Raw genomic sequence first — 14,967 nt, forward strand, 5'->3', positions numbered from 1 at the left:
GCTTATTCTCCTGCTTTCTCAGCTGGTTCAGCAGCAGCGGCCGGGGCCGCAGCGGCGGTCGGCAGCTTGACGGCTGGACGCGCGCGCACGGTTGGGGCTGCAGCTGGACGGGCGCCGCCTGCTGGACGTGGGCCACTACGCGATGGCTTGCCGTCGTCGCGACGTGGGCCGCGTGGCTTCTTGTCGTCCGGTGGGGTGTCGATGACTGGCGCTTCGCCGGTGACCGAACGGTCGCCCTTGTAGACCCAGACCTTGACGCCGATGATGCCGTACGTGGTCGATGCTTCGCTGGTGCCGTAGTCGATATCGGCGCGCAGGGTGTGCAGAGGCACACGGCCTTCACGGTACCATTCGGTACGTGCGATTTCGATGCCGTTCAGACGGCCCGACGACATGATCTTGATACCGACCGCGCCCAGGCGCATGGCGTTCTGCATCGCGCGCTTCATTGCGCGGCGGAACATGATGCGCTTTTCGAGCTGCTGCGAAATCGAATCGGCGATCAGCTGCGAGTCGATTTCCGGCTTGCGGATTTCTTCGATATTGACGTGCACGGGCACGCCCATGATCTTCGCCAGCGACGTCTTCAGCACTTCGATGTCTTCGCCTTTTTTACCGATCACGACGCCAGGACGCGACGAGTAGATGGTGAAGCGCGCGTTCTTGGCTGGACGCTCGATGACGATGCGGCCGACCGAAGCGTTCTTCAGCTTCTTTTTCAGGAAAGCGCGGGCTGCCAGGTCTTCGTTCAGCATTGCAGCGAAGTTACCGTTGCCGGCATACCAGCGTGACGCCCAGTTACGGGTGACGGACAGGCGGAAGCCTGTTGGGTGAATCTTCTGTCCCATCGTGACTCCTTAGTTTCCGACAGTCACGTAGATGTGACAGGATTGTTTAGAAATGCGATCGCCGCGGCCCTTGGCACGTGCCGTGAAGCGCTTCAGGATCGGACCTTTTTCGACGTAGATCTGAACGATCTTCAGCTCGTCGATGTCAGCACCTTCATTGTGTTCCGCGTTGGCGATGGCCGACTCGAGAACCTTCTTGATGATGGTGGCACCTTTCTTCGGGCTGAACTGCAGAATGTTGAGTGCTGCATCAACCTTCTTGCCGCGGATCAGGTCCGCGACGAGGCGGCCCTTTTGTTCCGACAGGCGCACGCCTTTGAGGATAGCTTTAGTTTCCATTATTTTTTCGCCTTCTTGTCAGCGGCGTGGCCCTTGAACGTACGGGTCAGCGCGAATTCGCCGAGCTTGTGGCCAACCATGTTCTCGGAGACGTACACCGGCACGTGCAGCTTGCCGTTGTGAACTGCAATCGTCAGACCGATGAAGTCAGGCGTGATCGTCGAGCGGCGCGACCAGGTTTTTACCGGCTTTTTGTCTTTGTTCGCTTGCGCGGCTTCGACTTTTTTCACCAGGTGGGCATCAACGAACGGCCCTTTTTTCAATGAACGAGTCATGTTTTATCCCTTATTTCTTGCCGCGGCGCGAGACGATCATCGAAGAAGTACGCTTGTTCGAGCGCGTCTTCTTACCCTTCGTCTGTTGGCCCCAAGGCGACACTGGATGGCGACCAGCTGCGGTTTTACCTTCACCACCACCGTGCGGGTGATCGACCGGGTTCATGACCACACCGCGAACGGTAGGACGAACACCGCGCCAGCGCATCGCGCCAGCTTTACCGATCTTGCGCAGGCTGTGTTCGGCATTGCCGACTTCGCCAACGGTAGCGCGGCACTCGATGTGCACGCGACGGACTTCACCCGAACGCAGGCGGACCTGGGCGTAGGTGCCTTCGCGGGCCATCAGGACGACGCCGGCGCCGGCGGTACGGGCCATCTGGGCACCCTTACCTGGCAGCATTTCGACGCAGTTCATCACGGTACCGACCGGGATGTTACGGATCGGCAGGCAGTTACCCGACTTGATCGGCGCTTCCGAGCCGTTCATGACGCTGTCGCCGACAGCCATGCCCTTGGTGGCGATGACATACTGACGCTCGCCGTCCGCGTAGCACAGCAGTGCAATGTGCGCGGTACGGTTCGGGTCGTATTCGATACGCTCGACCTTGGCAGGAATGCCGTCCTTCTGGCGCTTGAAGTCGACCAGACGGTAGTGTTGCTTGTGACCACCGCCCATGTGACGGGTAGTGATGTGACCGTTGTTGTTACGGCCAGCAGTCTTCGATTTCTTCTCAACCAGTGCTGCGAACGGACGACCCTTGAACAGGCCTTCGGTCACAACTTTCACCATGCCGCGGCGGCCTGGGGAGGTTGGCTTCATCTTAACGAGTGCCATTATTTAGCCTCCTCGACAAAATTGATTTCCTGGCCTGGCTTCAGGCACACGAAAGCACGCTTGGTGTGGTTGCGACGACCGTTGAAACGGCCCGAACGCTTTTGTTTGCCTTCGCGGTTCACGGTTTGCACCGATTCCACTTCGACCTTGAACAGCAGCTCGACGGCAGCCTTGATTTCCGGCTTGGTCGCGTCTGGCAAGACCTTGAAGACGATCTGCTCGTTCTTTTCCGCGACGAAGGTAGCTTTCTCGGAAATGACCGGAGCCATCAGCACCTTCATCAGGCGCTCTTCGCTAAATTTGATTGCGGTGCTCATGCGTACATCTCCTCGATCTTGGCCAGTGCAGCTTTGGTGACCAGGACTTTCTTGTAGAACACCAGCGACATCGGGTCGGCTGCTTTCGGCTCGACAACCAGCACGTGCGGCAGGTTACGCGATGCCAGCAGCAGGTTCTCGTCGATGGTGTCGGTGATCACCAGGACCGATTCCAGGCCCATGCCCTGCAGCTTTTGCGACAGCAGCTTGGTCTTCGGGGCATCGATCGACAGGTTCTCGATGACAACCAGGCGGCCTTCACGGGCCAGCTGCGAGAAGATCGAGCAGATACCTGCACGGAACATCTTCTTGTTCACTTTGTGGGTGAAGTTCTCGTCAGGCGAGTTCGGGAAGATACGACCACCGCCGCGCCACAGTGGCGACGACGACATACCAGCACGAGCGCGGCCGGTACCTTTTTGGCGCCATGGCTTCTTCGTGGTGTGGTGGACTTCTTCACGGTCTTTCTGCTTGCGGTTGCCGCTACGTGCGTTGGCAGCGTAGGCGACGACGACCTGGTGAATCAGTGCTTCGTTGTATTCGCGACCGAACACTTCGTCGGCTGCTGCAACGCCGGCGCCGGCTTGACCTTGCTCATTCAGGAGCTGAAGTTCCATAATTAAGCTCCTTTCTGTGCTTTGGTTTTGACGGCTGGCTTGACGATCACTTGACCGTTTTTCGCGCCAGGAACTGCACCCTTGACGAGCAGCAGTTGACGCTCAGCGTCGATGCGGGCGATTTCCAGGTTCTGGGTGGTGACGGTGACGTCGCCCATGTGACCGGTCATGCGCTTGCCTGGGAACACGCGGCCTGGATCCTGCGCCATACCGATGGAGCCTGGAACGTTGTGCGAACGCGAGTTACCGTGGGTTGCACGGCCCGATGCGAAGTTGTGACGCTTGATGGTGCCGGCGAAGCCTTTACCGATCGAGGTGCCTTGCACGTCGATCTTCTGGCCCACTTCGAACAGCGCGACGGTGACGTTGTCGCCCGTCTTGAATTCGGCGGCCTTGGCAGCGTCGACGCGGAATTCGCGCAGCATGGTGCCAGCTTCGACACCCGCTTTAGCGTGGTGACCCGCAACTGCCATGGTCACGCGGGAAGCGCGACGTTGACCGAATGCGACCTGGACTGCGGCGTAGCCGTCAGTTTCAGGAGTTTTGATTTGTGCGACACGGTTGTTCGATACGTCGAGCACGGTAACTGGGATCGAGTCCCCTTCATCCGTGAAGATGCGCATCATGCCAACCTTGCGACCGAGAAGGCCCAAGCTCATTTTTTCTCCATTCCCACCTACGATTGGGCGGGGGTAGTTGAACTACTAAAACGTACGGACCATAAAACGACGAGTCCATACCGAAGCCGGCTAGTATAGCGTGCAAAAGGGCTTGACGCAACAAGAGATTCAGGGGTATGTCGAACCCTGTTGCGCGTTTTTCGCAGGAGCGTGGAGAGAAAGGAATCTGGCCTGCTGGCCAGCGCAGAAAAAGCGCCGTAGCGCTTTTTCTCTGCAGCATCTCGGGGACGCTGCGCATGTGTTGAAGTGTTCTGGTGGGCGGTGCAGGATTCGAACCTGCGACCCCTTGGATGTCGACCAAGTATTCTAACCAACTGAACTAACCGCCCGGGGAGCCGCATTATGCCAAGGCTTGGCGAAGTTTGCAATAGCTGAGTCGTGCTCTTCCATCTAAGCCTGCCGTAAGCCCCACTGTGTAGAATTCGTCAATTAGCGCTATATTCACGCTTGCGCCCGCGCGCCGGGGCCTTGCCCCGCAAGCGGTTCATCCCCCATTCATAGGAGCTGTAATGGCAATCAGTCTGCAAAAAGGTGGCAACGTCAACCTCAGCAAGGAAGCACCGAACCTCACCAAGGTCATCGTCGGCCTCGGCTGGGACCCGCGCTCGACCGACGGCGCCGCCTTCGACCTCGACGGTTCCGCCTTCATGCTCAAGTCCGACGGCAAGGTGCGCGCCGATACCGACTTCATCTTCTATAACAACCTGAAGTCGAGCGACGGCTCGGTCGTCCACAATGGCGACAACACCACCGGCCAGGGCGAAGGCGACGACGAAACGGTGACCATCGACCTGGCGCGCGTGCCGGCCGACGTCGACAAGCTCTCGTTCTGCGTCACCATTCACGATGCCGAGAGCCGCCGCCAGAACTTCGGCATGGTCGGCAAGGCCTTCATCCGCTGCCTGAACGCCAACGGCAACGCCGAGCTGGCCCGCTACGACCTGTCCGAAGACAGCTCCACTGAAACCGCGATGATCTTCGGCGAACTGTACCGTGCAGGCGGCGACTGGAAGTTCCGCGCCGTCGGCCAGGGCTACAATGGCGGCCTCGGCCCCCTGGCCCGTTCGTTCGGCGTCAACGCTTAAGGTTCTGCGGCCGCGGGGCCTTGCAGCCCCCGCTCCCCGCCCCGCTGGCCACGGGGCTGCTCTTTCCCCAAGCAACAACAGAAGGTTTTATGCGCGTCTGGTTCAATCGCACCTTCTCGTCCGTGTATGCCGCGATCGACCTGATCCGCGAAGCCGACACCGACGGGCGGTTCCACATCATCCACAGCAATCCGAATGCGCGCACCCCTGCCGCCCGCCTTGCCCACGAATTTCACACGGAACCCACCGGGCTCGAAGGGCCGCAATATGTCGAGTGGTGCCTCGACTTCTGCCGCGCCCAGCGGGTCGATATTTTCGTGCCTGGCCGCGAAGCGACGCTGCTGGCCGGCGTCCACGCACGCTTCGAGGCGATCGGCACCCGTGTGCTGAGCACGGCCCCGGAAGAGTCACTGCTGTTCATTCACGACAAGGCGCGTTTTTATGCCGAGACCGTGCTGCCGAGCGCACCGGTGGCCGAGTTCCGCCGTTTCGAAGACGCCGCCGGTTTCGAGGAAGCCTACGACGTCCTGCGCCGCCGCCACGCCAAACTGTGCGTGAAACCCTCGCACTCGATCTATGGCCTCGGCTTTGCCGTGCTCGACGAAGAACGCAACGCGGCCCAGCTCTTGATGTCGGGCGCTGAATACCACGTCTCGCTGGCCGACTTCCGCCGCGGCCTGGCCGAGATGGGCAGTTTCCGCACCATGCTGCTGATGGAATACCTGGACGGGCGCGAATACAGTGTCGACTGCGTGGGCGACTCCGGGCGCCTGGTAGCGGCGGTGGTGCGCCGCAAATCGGGCCAGTCCGGCGCCGGCCAGCGCATCGACCAGCGCGCCGACATCCTCGACGCCACCGCCCAGCTATGCAGCACGCATGGACTGAACGGCATTTTCAACGTCCAGTTCAAGGAAGCAAGCGGCAACGGGGGCGTCCGCCGACCACGCCTGCTCGAGATCAACCCGCGCATGTCGGGCGGGATCGGCATGGCCTGCATCGCCGGCCCGAATTTGCCGTATATCGCGCTGCGCGGCTTCGCCGAGGGCTTCGACGGCCTTCAGATCGCCCCGGTACGCAACGACATGCGCGTCGGCGAACAGGCGCACGCCGTGGAGCTCACGTGAACGACCGCAGCAGCACCCCGCCGCTGCATCTCTCCCAGCAGCTGCCCACGGGCCTGCTGGAAATCGAACTGCATCAGGGCGCCGACGAACTCGACGCCCTGCTCGGCTTCGCCGCGCGCGCGAACGCGAAACGTGGCTTCCTGTTCGTCAGCAAGGTGCTGGGCAAGCACTGGCCGGTGCGCCCGCAGCATATGCTGGACGTGCATGCGCGCCTGGCTGCGAGCGTGCCGGCGGCCGCAGGGCCCGTGGTCTTCATTGCCATGGCCGAAACGGCGGTCGGCCTGGGCCAGGGCGTGTTCGAGGCCTGGCTGCGCGCCAATCCGGGCCGTGAAGCCCTGTTCCTGCAGACCACGCGCTACCGCGTCGGCGCCGGGCCCATCATCGAGTTCGAAGAAGCGCACAGCCACGCGCCGCGCCAGTTCCTGCACCTGCCCGCCGGCGCAACTGACCATGCGCTGCTCCTGGGCGCGCGCACCATCGTGCTGGTCGACGACGAAGCCAGCACCGGCAACACCTTCCTGAACCTGACCCAGGCCTGCCTGCGCCTGAACCCGGGCCTGGCACGCGTGCACCTGGCGGTGCTCGCCAACTTCATGGGACCGGCGGCAACCGATGGCCTGAGCGCGCGCTTTGGCTTGCCGACGACGATGGGCGCGCTGCTGGCCGGGCAATACCGTTTCCAGGCTGCCGACTGCCCGGTCGACGCCGCCCCGGCCCAGTGCTACGACGCCCATGCCGAACGCGGCGCCAGCACGGCGTTCGGCCGCCTGGGTCTGTCCCGCGCCTTGCGTGCGCCCGAGGCCCTGGCCCAGGCGCTGGCGGCCGGGATCACTGCGCAGCAGAAGGTGCTGGTGCTCGGCACCGGCGAATTCATGCACGCCTCGACGCTGCTCGGCGCCGCCCTCGAGCGGCGCGGCCTGGACGTGGTCGTGCAATCGACCACGCGCTCGCCCATCCTGGTCTGGGGCGCGGTGTCGCATGCCCTCACCTTCCCCGACAATTACGGCGAAGGCATCCCGAACTTCCTGTACAACGTCCTCCCCGGCCAGTACGACCATGTGCTGGTCTGCCACGAGACGCCTGCCCATGAACCCTTGCGTGCGTTCGCGCGCGCCCTGGAAGCGCGCCTGTTCCACTTTCATACCGAGGACCACGTTGAAGAAGTTCCTGTTCGCTGACCTGGACGACACCCTGTTCCAGACGCTTGAAAAATGCGCCACCCGCGACGCCCTCGAACCGGCGGCGTATTACAGCAATGGCAGCATCTGCTCGTACACGACGCCGGCCCAGCGCGCCTTCTTCGCCTTCGCCAGCGAGGGCATGACCGTGATCCCGACCACGGCGCGCAGCATCGATGCCTTCAACCGCGTCGAGCTGGGTTTTTCCAGCTATGTGCTGCTCAACTTCGGCGGCGTGATCCTGCAGCCCGGCGGCGCCATCGACCGCGAATGGCAGGGCCGCATGCATGCTCTGATGACGGCCGCCCTGCCCGGCCTGCAGCAGTTATCGACCCGCATCGACGACTGGGCCGGCAGCACCGGCTACGGCGGGCGCGCGCGCCTGGTCGAAGACGCGGGCACCCCCTTCTTCATCGTCGTCAAAGACCCGGACAAGGTGCACCAGAACCTGGAGCGGGTCGAGCGCGAAGTGGTGCTGCCCTGGATCGCTAGCGAAGGCCAGGATTACTGCGTGCACCGCAACGGCAACAACCTGGCGATCCTGCCGAAAAGCCTGGACAAGGCGAATGCCGTGGCCTACGTGCTCGAGCGCCTGCGCCGCGAGCACGGTGACATTGTCAGCTTCGGCATGGGCGACAGCCGCTCGGATGCGCGCTTCATGGCCGACTGCGACTACGCGATCGTCCCGCGCCGCACCCAGCTCGCCAAACTGACGCTGGAGGCGCTGTGAATTTCTCCGGCAGTTATCGCAGCGCCGACGTCACCTTCCTGCTCAAGCCGCTGCCGCTGACGGCGCTCGTGGCCGACCTTGTCGATATCGACAGGAAGGAAGCGCTGATCCAGTCCGGCCAGCGCCATTACAGCGAGCTGCTGTCTCCCGAACGCCTGCCCTCCGAGCGCTACCTGGCCGTCTTCGACGAAGCCTGCCGCGCAAACGGCGGACGCATGGCGGGCGACTGCGTGCACCTGGCCGAGCTCATCGCAGCCGGGCGCGACGGCGCGGTAACGCTGGTGTCGCTGGCGCGCGGCGGCACCCCCGTCGGCGTGGTGCTGGGGCGCCTGCTGGAACGCGTGCACGGCCTGGCCGCCACCCACTATTCGGTGTCGATCCTGCGCGACCGCGGCATCGACACCAACGCCCTGCGCTTCATCCTGGCGCAAGGCCACGCGGCCGGCTCGATCGTGTTCGTCGACGGCTGGACCGGCAAGGGCGTCATCGCACGCGAGCTGGCGGCCTCGATCGACCGCTTCAACCGCGAGCATGAAGTCACCATCGATGGCGGCCTGCACGTGCTGTCGGATCTGGCCGGCGCGGCCAGCGTCGCCGCCTCCTGCGACGACTACTTGATCCCGTCGAGCATTTTGAATGCGACGGTGTCGGGCCTGGTCAGCCGCTCGGTCGTGAACGAGTCGATCGGTCCGGACGACTTCCACGGCTGCGTCATGTACGAGGCCTTCGCCCCCTACGACCGCTCGCAGGCCTTTGTCGACGAGCTGGAACGCCTGGCGCTGGCGCACACCTACACGGCCGCCCCGCTGGCCACCGACACCCGGGCAGCCGCCGCACGCACGCGCGCCTACCTCGAAGACGCCATGCGCCGCTACGGCGTCACGGACGTCAACCTCATCAAACCGGGCATCGGCGAAGCGACCCGGGTACTGCTGCGGAGGGTGCCGCGCCTGCTGGTGCTGCGCGAAGCCTACGGGCCGGCGACGGCGCACCTGCGCCTGCTCGCCGAAGAAAAACAGGTGCCCGTCGAGATCGACGCGGCGCTGCCTTACCAAGCTGTTTCCCTGATCAGGAGTGCATCGGATGCTTAAATCGATGGGCGCGTCGCTGTACGTGCCTTCCAATCACAAAGACCTCCTCGAGATCGCGGACGGCGACAAGCTGCCGCAGGCGCGCTCGCTGATCTTCTGCACGGAGGATTCGGTTTCCGACCGCGACCTCGGGTTTGCCTTGTTCAACCTGTCGATGGTGCTGCAGAACATGCGCGCTGAGGTTCAGGCCGAGCGTTTCGTGCGCGTGCGCAATCCCGAGGTGCTGGCGCGCGTGCTGGCCATGCCCGGCGTGCATAAGCTGACCGGCTTCGTCATCCCGAAGGCGAGCCGCCACAATTTCGAATCCTATTACCGCCAGGTGCGCGACACCGACCACGTGCTGATGCCGACGCTGGAAACGGCCGATGTCTTCAGCGAACGCGAAATGGAAGCCTTCCGAGACCTGCTGCAGGCGCCCGGCGTGCGCAGCCGCGTGCTGGCGCTGCGCATCGGCGGCAACGACCTGCTGGCCCTCCTGGGCCTGCGCCGCCCGCGCAACATGACGATCTACCGCACCCCGCTCGGGCCGGTGATCGCGCGCCTGGTGACGATCTTCCGCCCCTACGGCTTCCTGCTCACGGCGCCTGTGTTCGAGCACCTCGACCTGGCTGACTTGCTGGACCAGGAAGTGCAGGAAGATATCGCCTACGGCATGGTCGGCAAGACCGCGATCCACCCGAGCCAGATCACGCCGATCGAGCAGCATTACAAAGTCAAGCCGCAGGACCTGGCCGCCGCCTACGCCATCCTCGACGAGAACAGCCCGGCCGTCTTCCGGATGCACGATTCGATGTGCGAGGTGGCGACCCACCGCGCCTGGGCCGAACGCACCGTCGCGCAATCGCGTCTGTTCGGCGCGCACCATCCGGCAACCATCACTGAAAGGGAAAGCACATGAATACATTTTCACGCGGCCAGAAGGGCAAGCTGGCGGACCTGGGCGTCGGCAGCAGCTTCCCGGTCGAAGTCGATATCAACGCCGCCGGCTTCTCGGCCGACGTCTCGTGCTTCGGCCTGGACGCCAACGACAAGCTCTCGGACGACCGCTACATGGTGTTTTATAACCAGCTGGCCAGCCCGGAAAGCGCGATGCGCCTGCAGCTGAGCGCCGGCAAGGCGCGCTTCGACATCAATCTCGATGCGCTGCCCGGCTCGATCGCCAAGCTGGTGTTCGTGGCTGCCATCGACGGCGCGCAAACCATGCGTGCGCTCGGCGCCAGCAGTTTGAGCTTGGGGAGCGTCCTGCGCTTTCCATGGTCGGGCGCCGATTTCGGCGACGAGAAGGCGGTGATCGTGGCCGAAATTTACCGGCGCGACGGGCAATGGCGCTTCGGCGCGGTGGGCCAGGGCTTTAATGGCGGCTTGTCCGCGCTGCTGCAGCATTTCGGGGGCACCGAGGCGGCGCCTCCGTCGTCGAAGGCGCCAGCGGCCGCTCCTGCTGCCGCTCCTGCTGCAACTCCTGCTGCCGCTCCGCGGGTGTCTCTCTCAAAAGTCACGCTGGAAAAGCGCGGCGACAAGGTCTCGCTCGACAAGCGCGGCAGCGCCGGCTTCGGCCGCATCCACGTCAACCTGAACTGGAACCAGTCCGGCAACGTGGCGCCGGCCCCGGCGCCGGTCGCGCCAAAGAGCGGCCTGCTGGGCCGCCTGAGCGACGCCCTGGGCAGCGCCACGGCCGGTGGACGCAAACGTTCCGGCGGCATCGATCTCGATCTGGGCTGCATGTTCGAGCTTAGCGACGGCCGCAAGGGCCTGGTACAGGCGCTCGGCAACGCCTGGGGCGACTACAACGGCGCGCCCTTCATCAAGCTCGACGCCGACGACCGCACCGGCTCGGTCAGCGGCGGCGAAAACCTGTGGATCAACGGCGACCAGTTCGCCCAGATCCGGCGCGCGATCATCTTCTCGTTCATCTACGAAGGCGTCCCGAACTGGTCGGCCACCGATGCCGTGGTGACGGTCGCGGTGCCGAACCAGGCGCCGATCGAGGTGCGCCTCGACCAGGGCGGCAGCCAGATGATGTGCGCGATCGCCATGATCGAGAACCAGAACGGCCAGCTCTCGGTGACGAAAATGGTCGAGTATTTCGAGCAGCAGGGCCGCACCAGCGCGCACGAGCTGATGGACCGGCGTTTCGGGTTTGGCTTGCGCTGGAAGACGGGCTCGAAAGACTGAAACGGCCTTGAAAGATGGCGGCGCCCCTGATCAGTGCCCGGATGGGCGCTACGCCTGATCAGTTTGGGCGCTGGTGGAAAAGCCTCGCGCGTTGTCCTGCAGCTTCTTGCGCAGCTTTGCGGCGGGCTCGGCATAGACGAATCCGAACGACACGCAGCCATCACGACCTTTGACGGCGTGATGCAGGCGATGGGCCTGGTAGACGCGCTTGAGGTAGCCTTTACGCGGCACATACTTGAACGGCCAACGCTGATGCACCAGACCATCATGCATGAAGAAATACAACACGCCGTAGAGCGTAATACCCAGGGCAATCCACCATAATGGCCAAAACCAGTTGCCTGCGAAGTACAGTGCGATGGAGAATGCGGCGAAAACAATGGCATACAAATCGTTTTTCTCCAACGCCGACTCATGCGGTTCGTGGTGGGACTTATGCCAGCCCCAACCCCAGCCATGCATGATGTGCTGATGCGACCAGGCGGCAAACCATTCCATGAAGGCGACGGCCCCCACCACGAGCATCACGCGGATGAGGTAATACAAAAAGCTATCCATTCTTGACCTTGGGATATTCCGGTTTGATTGTCGACCGACGTTGCGCCGGCAGTTTCCACCACGGCACCCATGGCGCATCGTGGTGCTCATAATGGTAGCCGAAATGAAAACAAGTCAGCAGGGATGTGAAATGCGAAAGGTCGTTGCTGCGTGCGCAGTGCCGATCGCCGAACGGTATGTCATCGACGCGGTGCGGACGATAAGTGCCGAAATAGAATAGCTGCACGGACGACAGCAGCGCTGGCAAAGCCCAGAACACCAGCATGGTCGGGAAGCGCTCGCGCAGGATGATCAAGTAGATGACGACGGCGACGGTCAGTGCGCCAAACTCACGCCAGCCAAAATAGTGGCGGAAGAATTTAAGATACCACGGCCAGAAGCTCCTGGAATGTTCGATATCGAAATCAGGATCATCAGCCGTGCCGGCATGGCGATGGTGGGCATGATGGTTTTCGTAGAGCTTGTTATACGAAAAGCCCGCGTAGATGAAGACGCAGAAGCACCCAATAGCGCGGTTCAACCACGGATGACGCGGCGCCAGCGAGCCGTGCATCGTGTCATGGGCGATAATGAACAGGCCGACGCTCAGCCAGCACTGCAGCGCAATGACGACAGGCGCCGCCAGCCAAAGCCATGGCGCCGTCCAGTCGACCAGGAAAATCGCGCTGACATGGACAGTCAGCCATGTGGCGACAACCAGCCCAGCAAGCACAAGCCCGACCGCTGTAGTAGCGCTGCTGACGCGGCTATCGGCCGTCGATGTCGCCATGTTGGATATCCCTAGGAACGCAGCCGTAACTGGACACCAGCAAAGCCAGCGTCGTACCTACGATGGCCACAGGCGGTAGCCAGCGCGTGAAACCATGTTTAGTTCCTGCGGACGAATGTTAACATAGATACGTGTTTGCACTGGTGGGGCCGGCTCGGCGGATCCAAGCGCCGCCTTGTCGGAACGCCGGTACTATTGCGGCAATCAGGACGCCTGCATGGAGCCTGCCGACTTTGGGACCCGGAGAGTCAAGGGTCACGGAGAGCCAAGGGCGGGGGATGTCAGACCGGACCCTGCTCCGGTCACCTCATGGGAACGGTATTGAAATAGTGTTGCAGCACCAGGAGCATCGCTACCGCGCACAGGGCGCCGGCAGAAAAATTAAAGACCTTTACGATTCTGCGGGCGCCCTGCCGCTCCGGCCAAGTGGCACTGACGAACAAGATCAGAAAATGGAGCCCCATTGCGACTGCGAAGAGTTTCACTGGCAGGGGTTTGGCGGTGACAAATCCGAACCCGGCAAACGTCAAGACCAGCAGAAGCAGCAGGTAAGAATAAAAAGTCGACCAGATCGTTTTCATTGACATCCTCTATTAAAACTCGTTAATGACCGCCGGTCGCCTCAGGCAGGTGTGCGAGCGCTGCGATGAGGATTTCGGGACGGTCGAGGTACAGGAACAGGTAGCGCACGCCCGTGCGCTCGAGGCCGTGGTGCGTGATCGTGCAGCCGGCCTCCTGGTGCAGGCGCAGCACCATGTTCGGCTTGTCGAAGGGCGTGATGTTGACGGCTTCCTGGTCGCGGAAAGGATGCGAGCGGCGCCATTCGGCGACCGGCTGGCGCAGGGATTGTGCGTCCTCGATCGCGCCCAGCGGAATGCGTGCGCTGGCGCGGGCGCCAACCTGCAGGTCGAGGTGGGTCGCGTCCAGGACGTGGTGGCCGCCGCGCACCAGCCAGCGGTCGCCCAGCAGCCATACGAGGCTGTACAGGCTGCCTGCGGCGAGCAGCAGGTGGACCTTGCGCATGAGGACGGGATCGTCGATCAGGAGCGGCATGATCGCAGCGCCCAGCGGCAATTCCACCAGCACGGAAAACAGGCCGAAGGCGATCGCGGTCGAATAGGCGCCGCGCTCGTGGCAGGTGAGCGCCATACCGGCTGGGCGTGCCGGCCGCGGCTGGCGGCGCAGCCAGCAGAAGAAGCCGCGCCAGATCGCCCGTTCCAGGCGCCCCAGGCCGATCAGGCCGGGAGGCAGGCAGGCTGGCAGCCAGGAACCCAGGCCGGCCCCTTGCCGGCGCAGGGCACGCAGGCGGGCGGCGACATCGGGAATCGATGCCAGGTCTTTTGCTACCAGCAGCGCCAGGGGCAATGCGAGCCCCAGCGCCTTGAGAGGTGCGCGCCATGCCTCAGGCGTGAAGATCAGCAGCATCGTCAGCGTCATGAACAGCGCCCAGGCATAGCCCAGCACGGTGATCCAGCTGGTATCGTTCAGCTGCCCTGCATACTGCTTCACCAGTCCCCGTGCCGCTGCCATCCTGCCCCCATCCGTCGCGTTATCAAAAGATCACGACCTCAATCTTAGCATGATTGGCGGTAGGCAACACGCAGCAAAACGCCTGCAAAAATGCATCAGGGCCGGGAGAGTTCGCCAATTGGCGACCCTTCCCGGCCCTGATTGTTTCACTGGCCCGCGGACTGCTCCGCGTGGACCGAAAACGGATTTACTGCAGCTTGATTTCGACGTCGACGCCAGCTGGCAGGTCCAGCTTCATCAGTGCGTCAACGGTCTTGTCGGTAGGATCGACGATGTCCATCAGGCGCTGGTGCGTACGGATCTCGAACTGGTCGCGCGAGGTCTTGTTGACGTGCGGCGAACGCAGGATGTCGAAACGCTGGATGCGGGTCGGCAGTGGGACCGGGCCCTTGACCACAGCGCCGGTGCGCTTGGCGGTGTCGACGATTTCCAGTGCGGACTGGTCGATCAGCTTGTAGTCAAACGCTTTCAGGCGGATGCGGATTTTCTGGTTTGCGGACATGCGATTTCCTTAGAAAAGAGCGAACCGGTTTTATAGGCCGGCAATGATTTGTCATGTACTACGGTGCTGCAAAGGAGCGAGAGTATAACACCGTTCCCACTCGAACAGAGGGGGCAGAAATGAAATTCCGCCCCCTCTTGTTGTGCCGGCAGGACGAACCCACCGGAAAATCAAACGCTAATTAAGCGATGATCTTGGCAACCACGCCGGCGCCGACGGTACGGCCGCCTTCGCGGATAGCGAAGCGCAGGCCTTCTTCCATCGCGATCGGGTTGATCAGCTTGACGGTGATCGACACGTTATCGCCTGGCATG

20 protein-coding genes and 1 tRNA gene are annotated in these 14,967 nt (G+C 62.8%); 7 read left to right on the top strand and 14 right to left on the bottom strand.

All coding sequences use genetic code 11. From position 1 onward, the window contains the following. Positions 1–2 precede the first annotated feature (2 nt). From rpsC to AC56KZ_RS19980, 8 genes are all read right to left on the bottom strand, one after another. Positions 3–848 (bottom strand): 30S ribosomal protein S3, encoded by an 846-nt coding sequence (gene rpsC, locus AC56KZ_RS19945; RefSeq protein ID WP_497163921.1) that lies wholly within the window; start codon positions 846–848, stop codon positions 3–5. 9 nt (positions 849–857) lie between these two features. Then, a complete protein-coding gene (gene rplV / locus AC56KZ_RS19950; RefSeq protein WP_497163937.1) occupies positions 858–1,190 on the bottom strand; it encodes a 50S ribosomal protein L22 in 333 nt (110 codons plus the stop codon). Next, positions 1,187–1,462 (bottom strand): 30S ribosomal protein S19, encoded by a 276-nt coding sequence (gene rpsS, locus AC56KZ_RS19955; protein WP_056337578.1) that lies wholly within the window; start codon positions 1,460–1,462, stop codon positions 1,187–1,189. Before rpsS ends, rplV begins: the two co-directional genes overlap by 4 nt. Positions 1,463–1,472: 10 nt before the next feature. Beyond that, positions 1,473–2,300, bottom strand: coding sequence for a 50S ribosomal protein L2 (rplB, locus tag AC56KZ_RS19960; RefSeq protein WP_497163922.1), 828 nt, complete (start codon positions 2,298–2,300; stop codon positions 1,473–1,475). Next, a complete protein-coding gene (gene rplW / locus AC56KZ_RS19965; protein ID WP_182990702.1) occupies positions 2,300–2,617 on the bottom strand; it encodes a 50S ribosomal protein L23 in 318 nt (105 codons plus the stop codon). Before rplW ends, rplB begins: the two co-directional genes overlap by 1 nt. After that, positions 2,614–3,234, bottom strand: coding sequence for a 50S ribosomal protein L4 (rplD, locus tag AC56KZ_RS19970; RefSeq protein WP_497163923.1), 621 nt, complete (start codon positions 3,232–3,234; stop codon positions 2,614–2,616). Before rplD ends, rplW begins: the two co-directional genes overlap by 4 nt. Positions 3,235–3,236: 2 nt before the next feature. Further along, entirely contained in the window at positions 3,237–3,893 is a 657-nt protein-coding gene (rplC, locus tag AC56KZ_RS19975; RefSeq protein WP_497163924.1) for a 50S ribosomal protein L3, read from the bottom strand. A gap of 273 nt (positions 3,894–4,166) precedes the next feature. Then, positions 4,167–4,243 (bottom strand) — tRNA-Val (locus AC56KZ_RS19980). Between the two features lie 180 nt (positions 4,244–4,423). Here AC56KZ_RS19980 and AC56KZ_RS19985 point away from each other — a divergent pair. From AC56KZ_RS19985 to AC56KZ_RS20015, 7 genes are all read left to right on the top strand, one after another. Further along, the gene (locus tag AC56KZ_RS19985; RefSeq protein ID WP_497163925.1) at positions 4,424–4,999 is read left to right on the top strand and encodes a TerD family protein; all 576 of its coding nucleotides are present in this window, start codon (positions 4,424–4,426) and stop codon (positions 4,997–4,999) included. 89 nt (positions 5,000–5,088) lie between these two features. Continuing rightward, on the top strand, positions 5,089–6,123 hold the full coding sequence (locus tag AC56KZ_RS19990; RefSeq protein WP_497163926.1) for an ATP-grasp domain-containing protein: 1,035 nt from the start codon (positions 5,089–5,091) through the stop codon (positions 6,121–6,123). Beyond that, entirely contained in the window at positions 6,120–7,301 is a 1,182-nt protein-coding gene (locus AC56KZ_RS19995; RefSeq protein WP_497163927.1) for a phosphoribosyltransferase domain-containing protein, read from the top strand. The genes AC56KZ_RS19990 and AC56KZ_RS19995 overlap by 4 nt, the downstream gene beginning before the upstream one ends. Continuing rightward, entirely contained in the window at positions 7,279–8,031 is a 753-nt protein-coding gene (locus AC56KZ_RS20000) for an HAD hydrolase family protein (RefSeq protein ID WP_497163928.1), read from the top strand. The genes AC56KZ_RS19995 and AC56KZ_RS20000 overlap by 23 nt, the downstream gene beginning before the upstream one ends. Then, positions 8,028–9,122, top strand: a complete 1,095-nt coding sequence (locus AC56KZ_RS20005; protein ID WP_497163929.1) for a cysteine protease StiP family protein — start codon at positions 8,028–8,030, stop codon at positions 9,120–9,122. The genes AC56KZ_RS20000 and AC56KZ_RS20005 overlap by 4 nt, the downstream gene beginning before the upstream one ends. After that, a complete protein-coding gene (locus tag AC56KZ_RS20010; RefSeq protein ID WP_497163930.1) occupies positions 9,115–10,020 on the top strand; it encodes an HpcH/HpaI aldolase/citrate lyase family protein in 906 nt (301 codons plus the stop codon). Before AC56KZ_RS20005 ends, AC56KZ_RS20010 begins: the two co-directional genes overlap by 8 nt. Continuing rightward, a complete protein-coding gene (locus tag AC56KZ_RS20015) occupies positions 10,017–11,294 on the top strand; it encodes a TerD family protein (protein WP_497163931.1) in 1,278 nt (425 codons plus the stop codon). Before AC56KZ_RS20010 ends, AC56KZ_RS20015 begins: the two co-directional genes overlap by 4 nt. Positions 11,295–11,342: 48 nt before the next feature. Here the strand turns inward: AC56KZ_RS20015 and AC56KZ_RS20020 are convergent, their stop codons facing one another. The 6 genes from AC56KZ_RS20020 to AC56KZ_RS20045 all read right to left on the bottom strand — a co-directional run. Beyond that, positions 11,343–11,852 (bottom strand): sterol desaturase family protein, encoded by a 510-nt coding sequence (locus tag AC56KZ_RS20020; RefSeq protein WP_497163932.1) that lies wholly within the window; start codon positions 11,850–11,852, stop codon positions 11,343–11,345. Continuing rightward, the gene (locus AC56KZ_RS20025; RefSeq protein ID WP_497163933.1) at positions 11,845–12,621 is read right to left on the bottom strand and encodes a fatty acid desaturase; all 777 of its coding nucleotides are present in this window, start codon (positions 12,619–12,621) and stop codon (positions 11,845–11,847) included. The genes AC56KZ_RS20020 and AC56KZ_RS20025 overlap by 8 nt, the downstream gene beginning before the upstream one ends. Before the next feature lie 302 nt (positions 12,622–12,923). Then, positions 12,924–13,202: a hypothetical protein gene (locus tag AC56KZ_RS20030; RefSeq protein WP_497163934.1), complete on the bottom strand. Its 279-nt coding sequence runs from the start codon at positions 13,200–13,202 to the stop codon at positions 12,924–12,926. Between the two features lie 22 nt (positions 13,203–13,224). Beyond that, positions 13,225–14,130: a hypothetical protein gene (locus tag AC56KZ_RS20035; RefSeq protein ID WP_497163935.1), complete on the bottom strand. Its 906-nt coding sequence runs from the start codon at positions 14,128–14,130 to the stop codon at positions 13,225–13,227. Between the two features lie 208 nt (positions 14,131–14,338). Beyond that, positions 14,339–14,653, bottom strand: coding sequence for a 30S ribosomal protein S10 (rpsJ, locus tag AC56KZ_RS20040; protein WP_091877180.1), 315 nt, complete (start codon positions 14,651–14,653; stop codon positions 14,339–14,341). A gap of 181 nt (positions 14,654–14,834) precedes the next feature. Next, positions 14,835–14,967 (bottom strand): EF-Tu C-terminal domain-related protein (locus tag AC56KZ_RS20045; protein ID WP_497163938.1); only part of this gene is annotated, 133 nt, incomplete at its 5' end.

It is taken from the genome of Telluria sp. LT2P34, from assembly GCF_059685915.1.

Bases quoted from the DNA above. Each gene is read 5' to 3' on its own strand.
- rpsC (WP_497163921.1), bottom strand. From the start codon at position 848: ATGGGACAGAAGATTCACCCAACAGGCTTCCGCCTGTCCGTCACCCGT.
- rpsS (WP_056337578.1), bottom strand. From the start codon at position 1,462: ATGACTCGTTCATTGAAAAAAGGGCCGTTCGTTGATGCCCACCTGGTG.
- rplB (WP_497163922.1), bottom strand. From the start codon at position 2,300: ATGGCACTCGTTAAGATGAAGCCAACCTCCCCAGGCCGCCGCGGCATG.
- rplW (WP_182990702.1), bottom strand. From the start codon at position 2,617: ATGAGCACCGCAATCAAATTTAGCGAAGAGCGCCTGATGAAGGTGCTG.
- rplD (WP_497163923.1), bottom strand. From the start codon at position 3,234: ATGGAACTTCAGCTCCTGAATGAGCAAGGTCAAGCCGGCGCCGGCGTT.
- rplC (WP_497163924.1), bottom strand. From the start codon at position 3,893: ATGAGCTTGGGCCTTCTCGGTCGCAAGGTTGGCATGATGCGCATCTTC.
- AC56KZ_RS19985 (WP_497163925.1), top strand. From the start codon at position 4,424: ATGGCAATCAGTCTGCAAAAAGGTGGCAACGTCAACCTCAGCAAGGAA.
- AC56KZ_RS19990 (WP_497163926.1), top strand. From the start codon at position 5,089: ATGCGCGTCTGGTTCAATCGCACCTTCTCGTCCGTGTATGCCGCGATC.
- AC56KZ_RS20010 (WP_497163930.1), top strand. From the start codon at position 9,115: ATGCTTAAATCGATGGGCGCGTCGCTGTACGTGCCTTCCAATCACAAA.
- AC56KZ_RS20015 (WP_497163931.1), top strand. From the start codon at position 10,017: ATGAATACATTTTCACGCGGCCAGAAGGGCAAGCTGGCGGACCTGGGC.
- AC56KZ_RS20020 (WP_497163932.1), bottom strand. From the start codon at position 11,852: ATGGATAGCTTTTTGTATTACCTCATCCGCGTGATGCTCGTGGTGGGG.
- AC56KZ_RS20025 (WP_497163933.1), bottom strand. From the start codon at position 12,621: ATGGCGACATCGACGGCCGATAGCCGCGTCAGCAGCGCTACTACAGCG.
- AC56KZ_RS20030 (WP_497163934.1), bottom strand. From the start codon at position 13,202: ATGAAAACGATCTGGTCGACTTTTTATTCTTACCTGCTGCTTCTGCTG.
- rpsJ (WP_091877180.1), bottom strand. From the start codon at position 14,653: ATGTCCGCAAACCAGAAAATCCGCATCCGCCTGAAAGCGTTTGACTAC.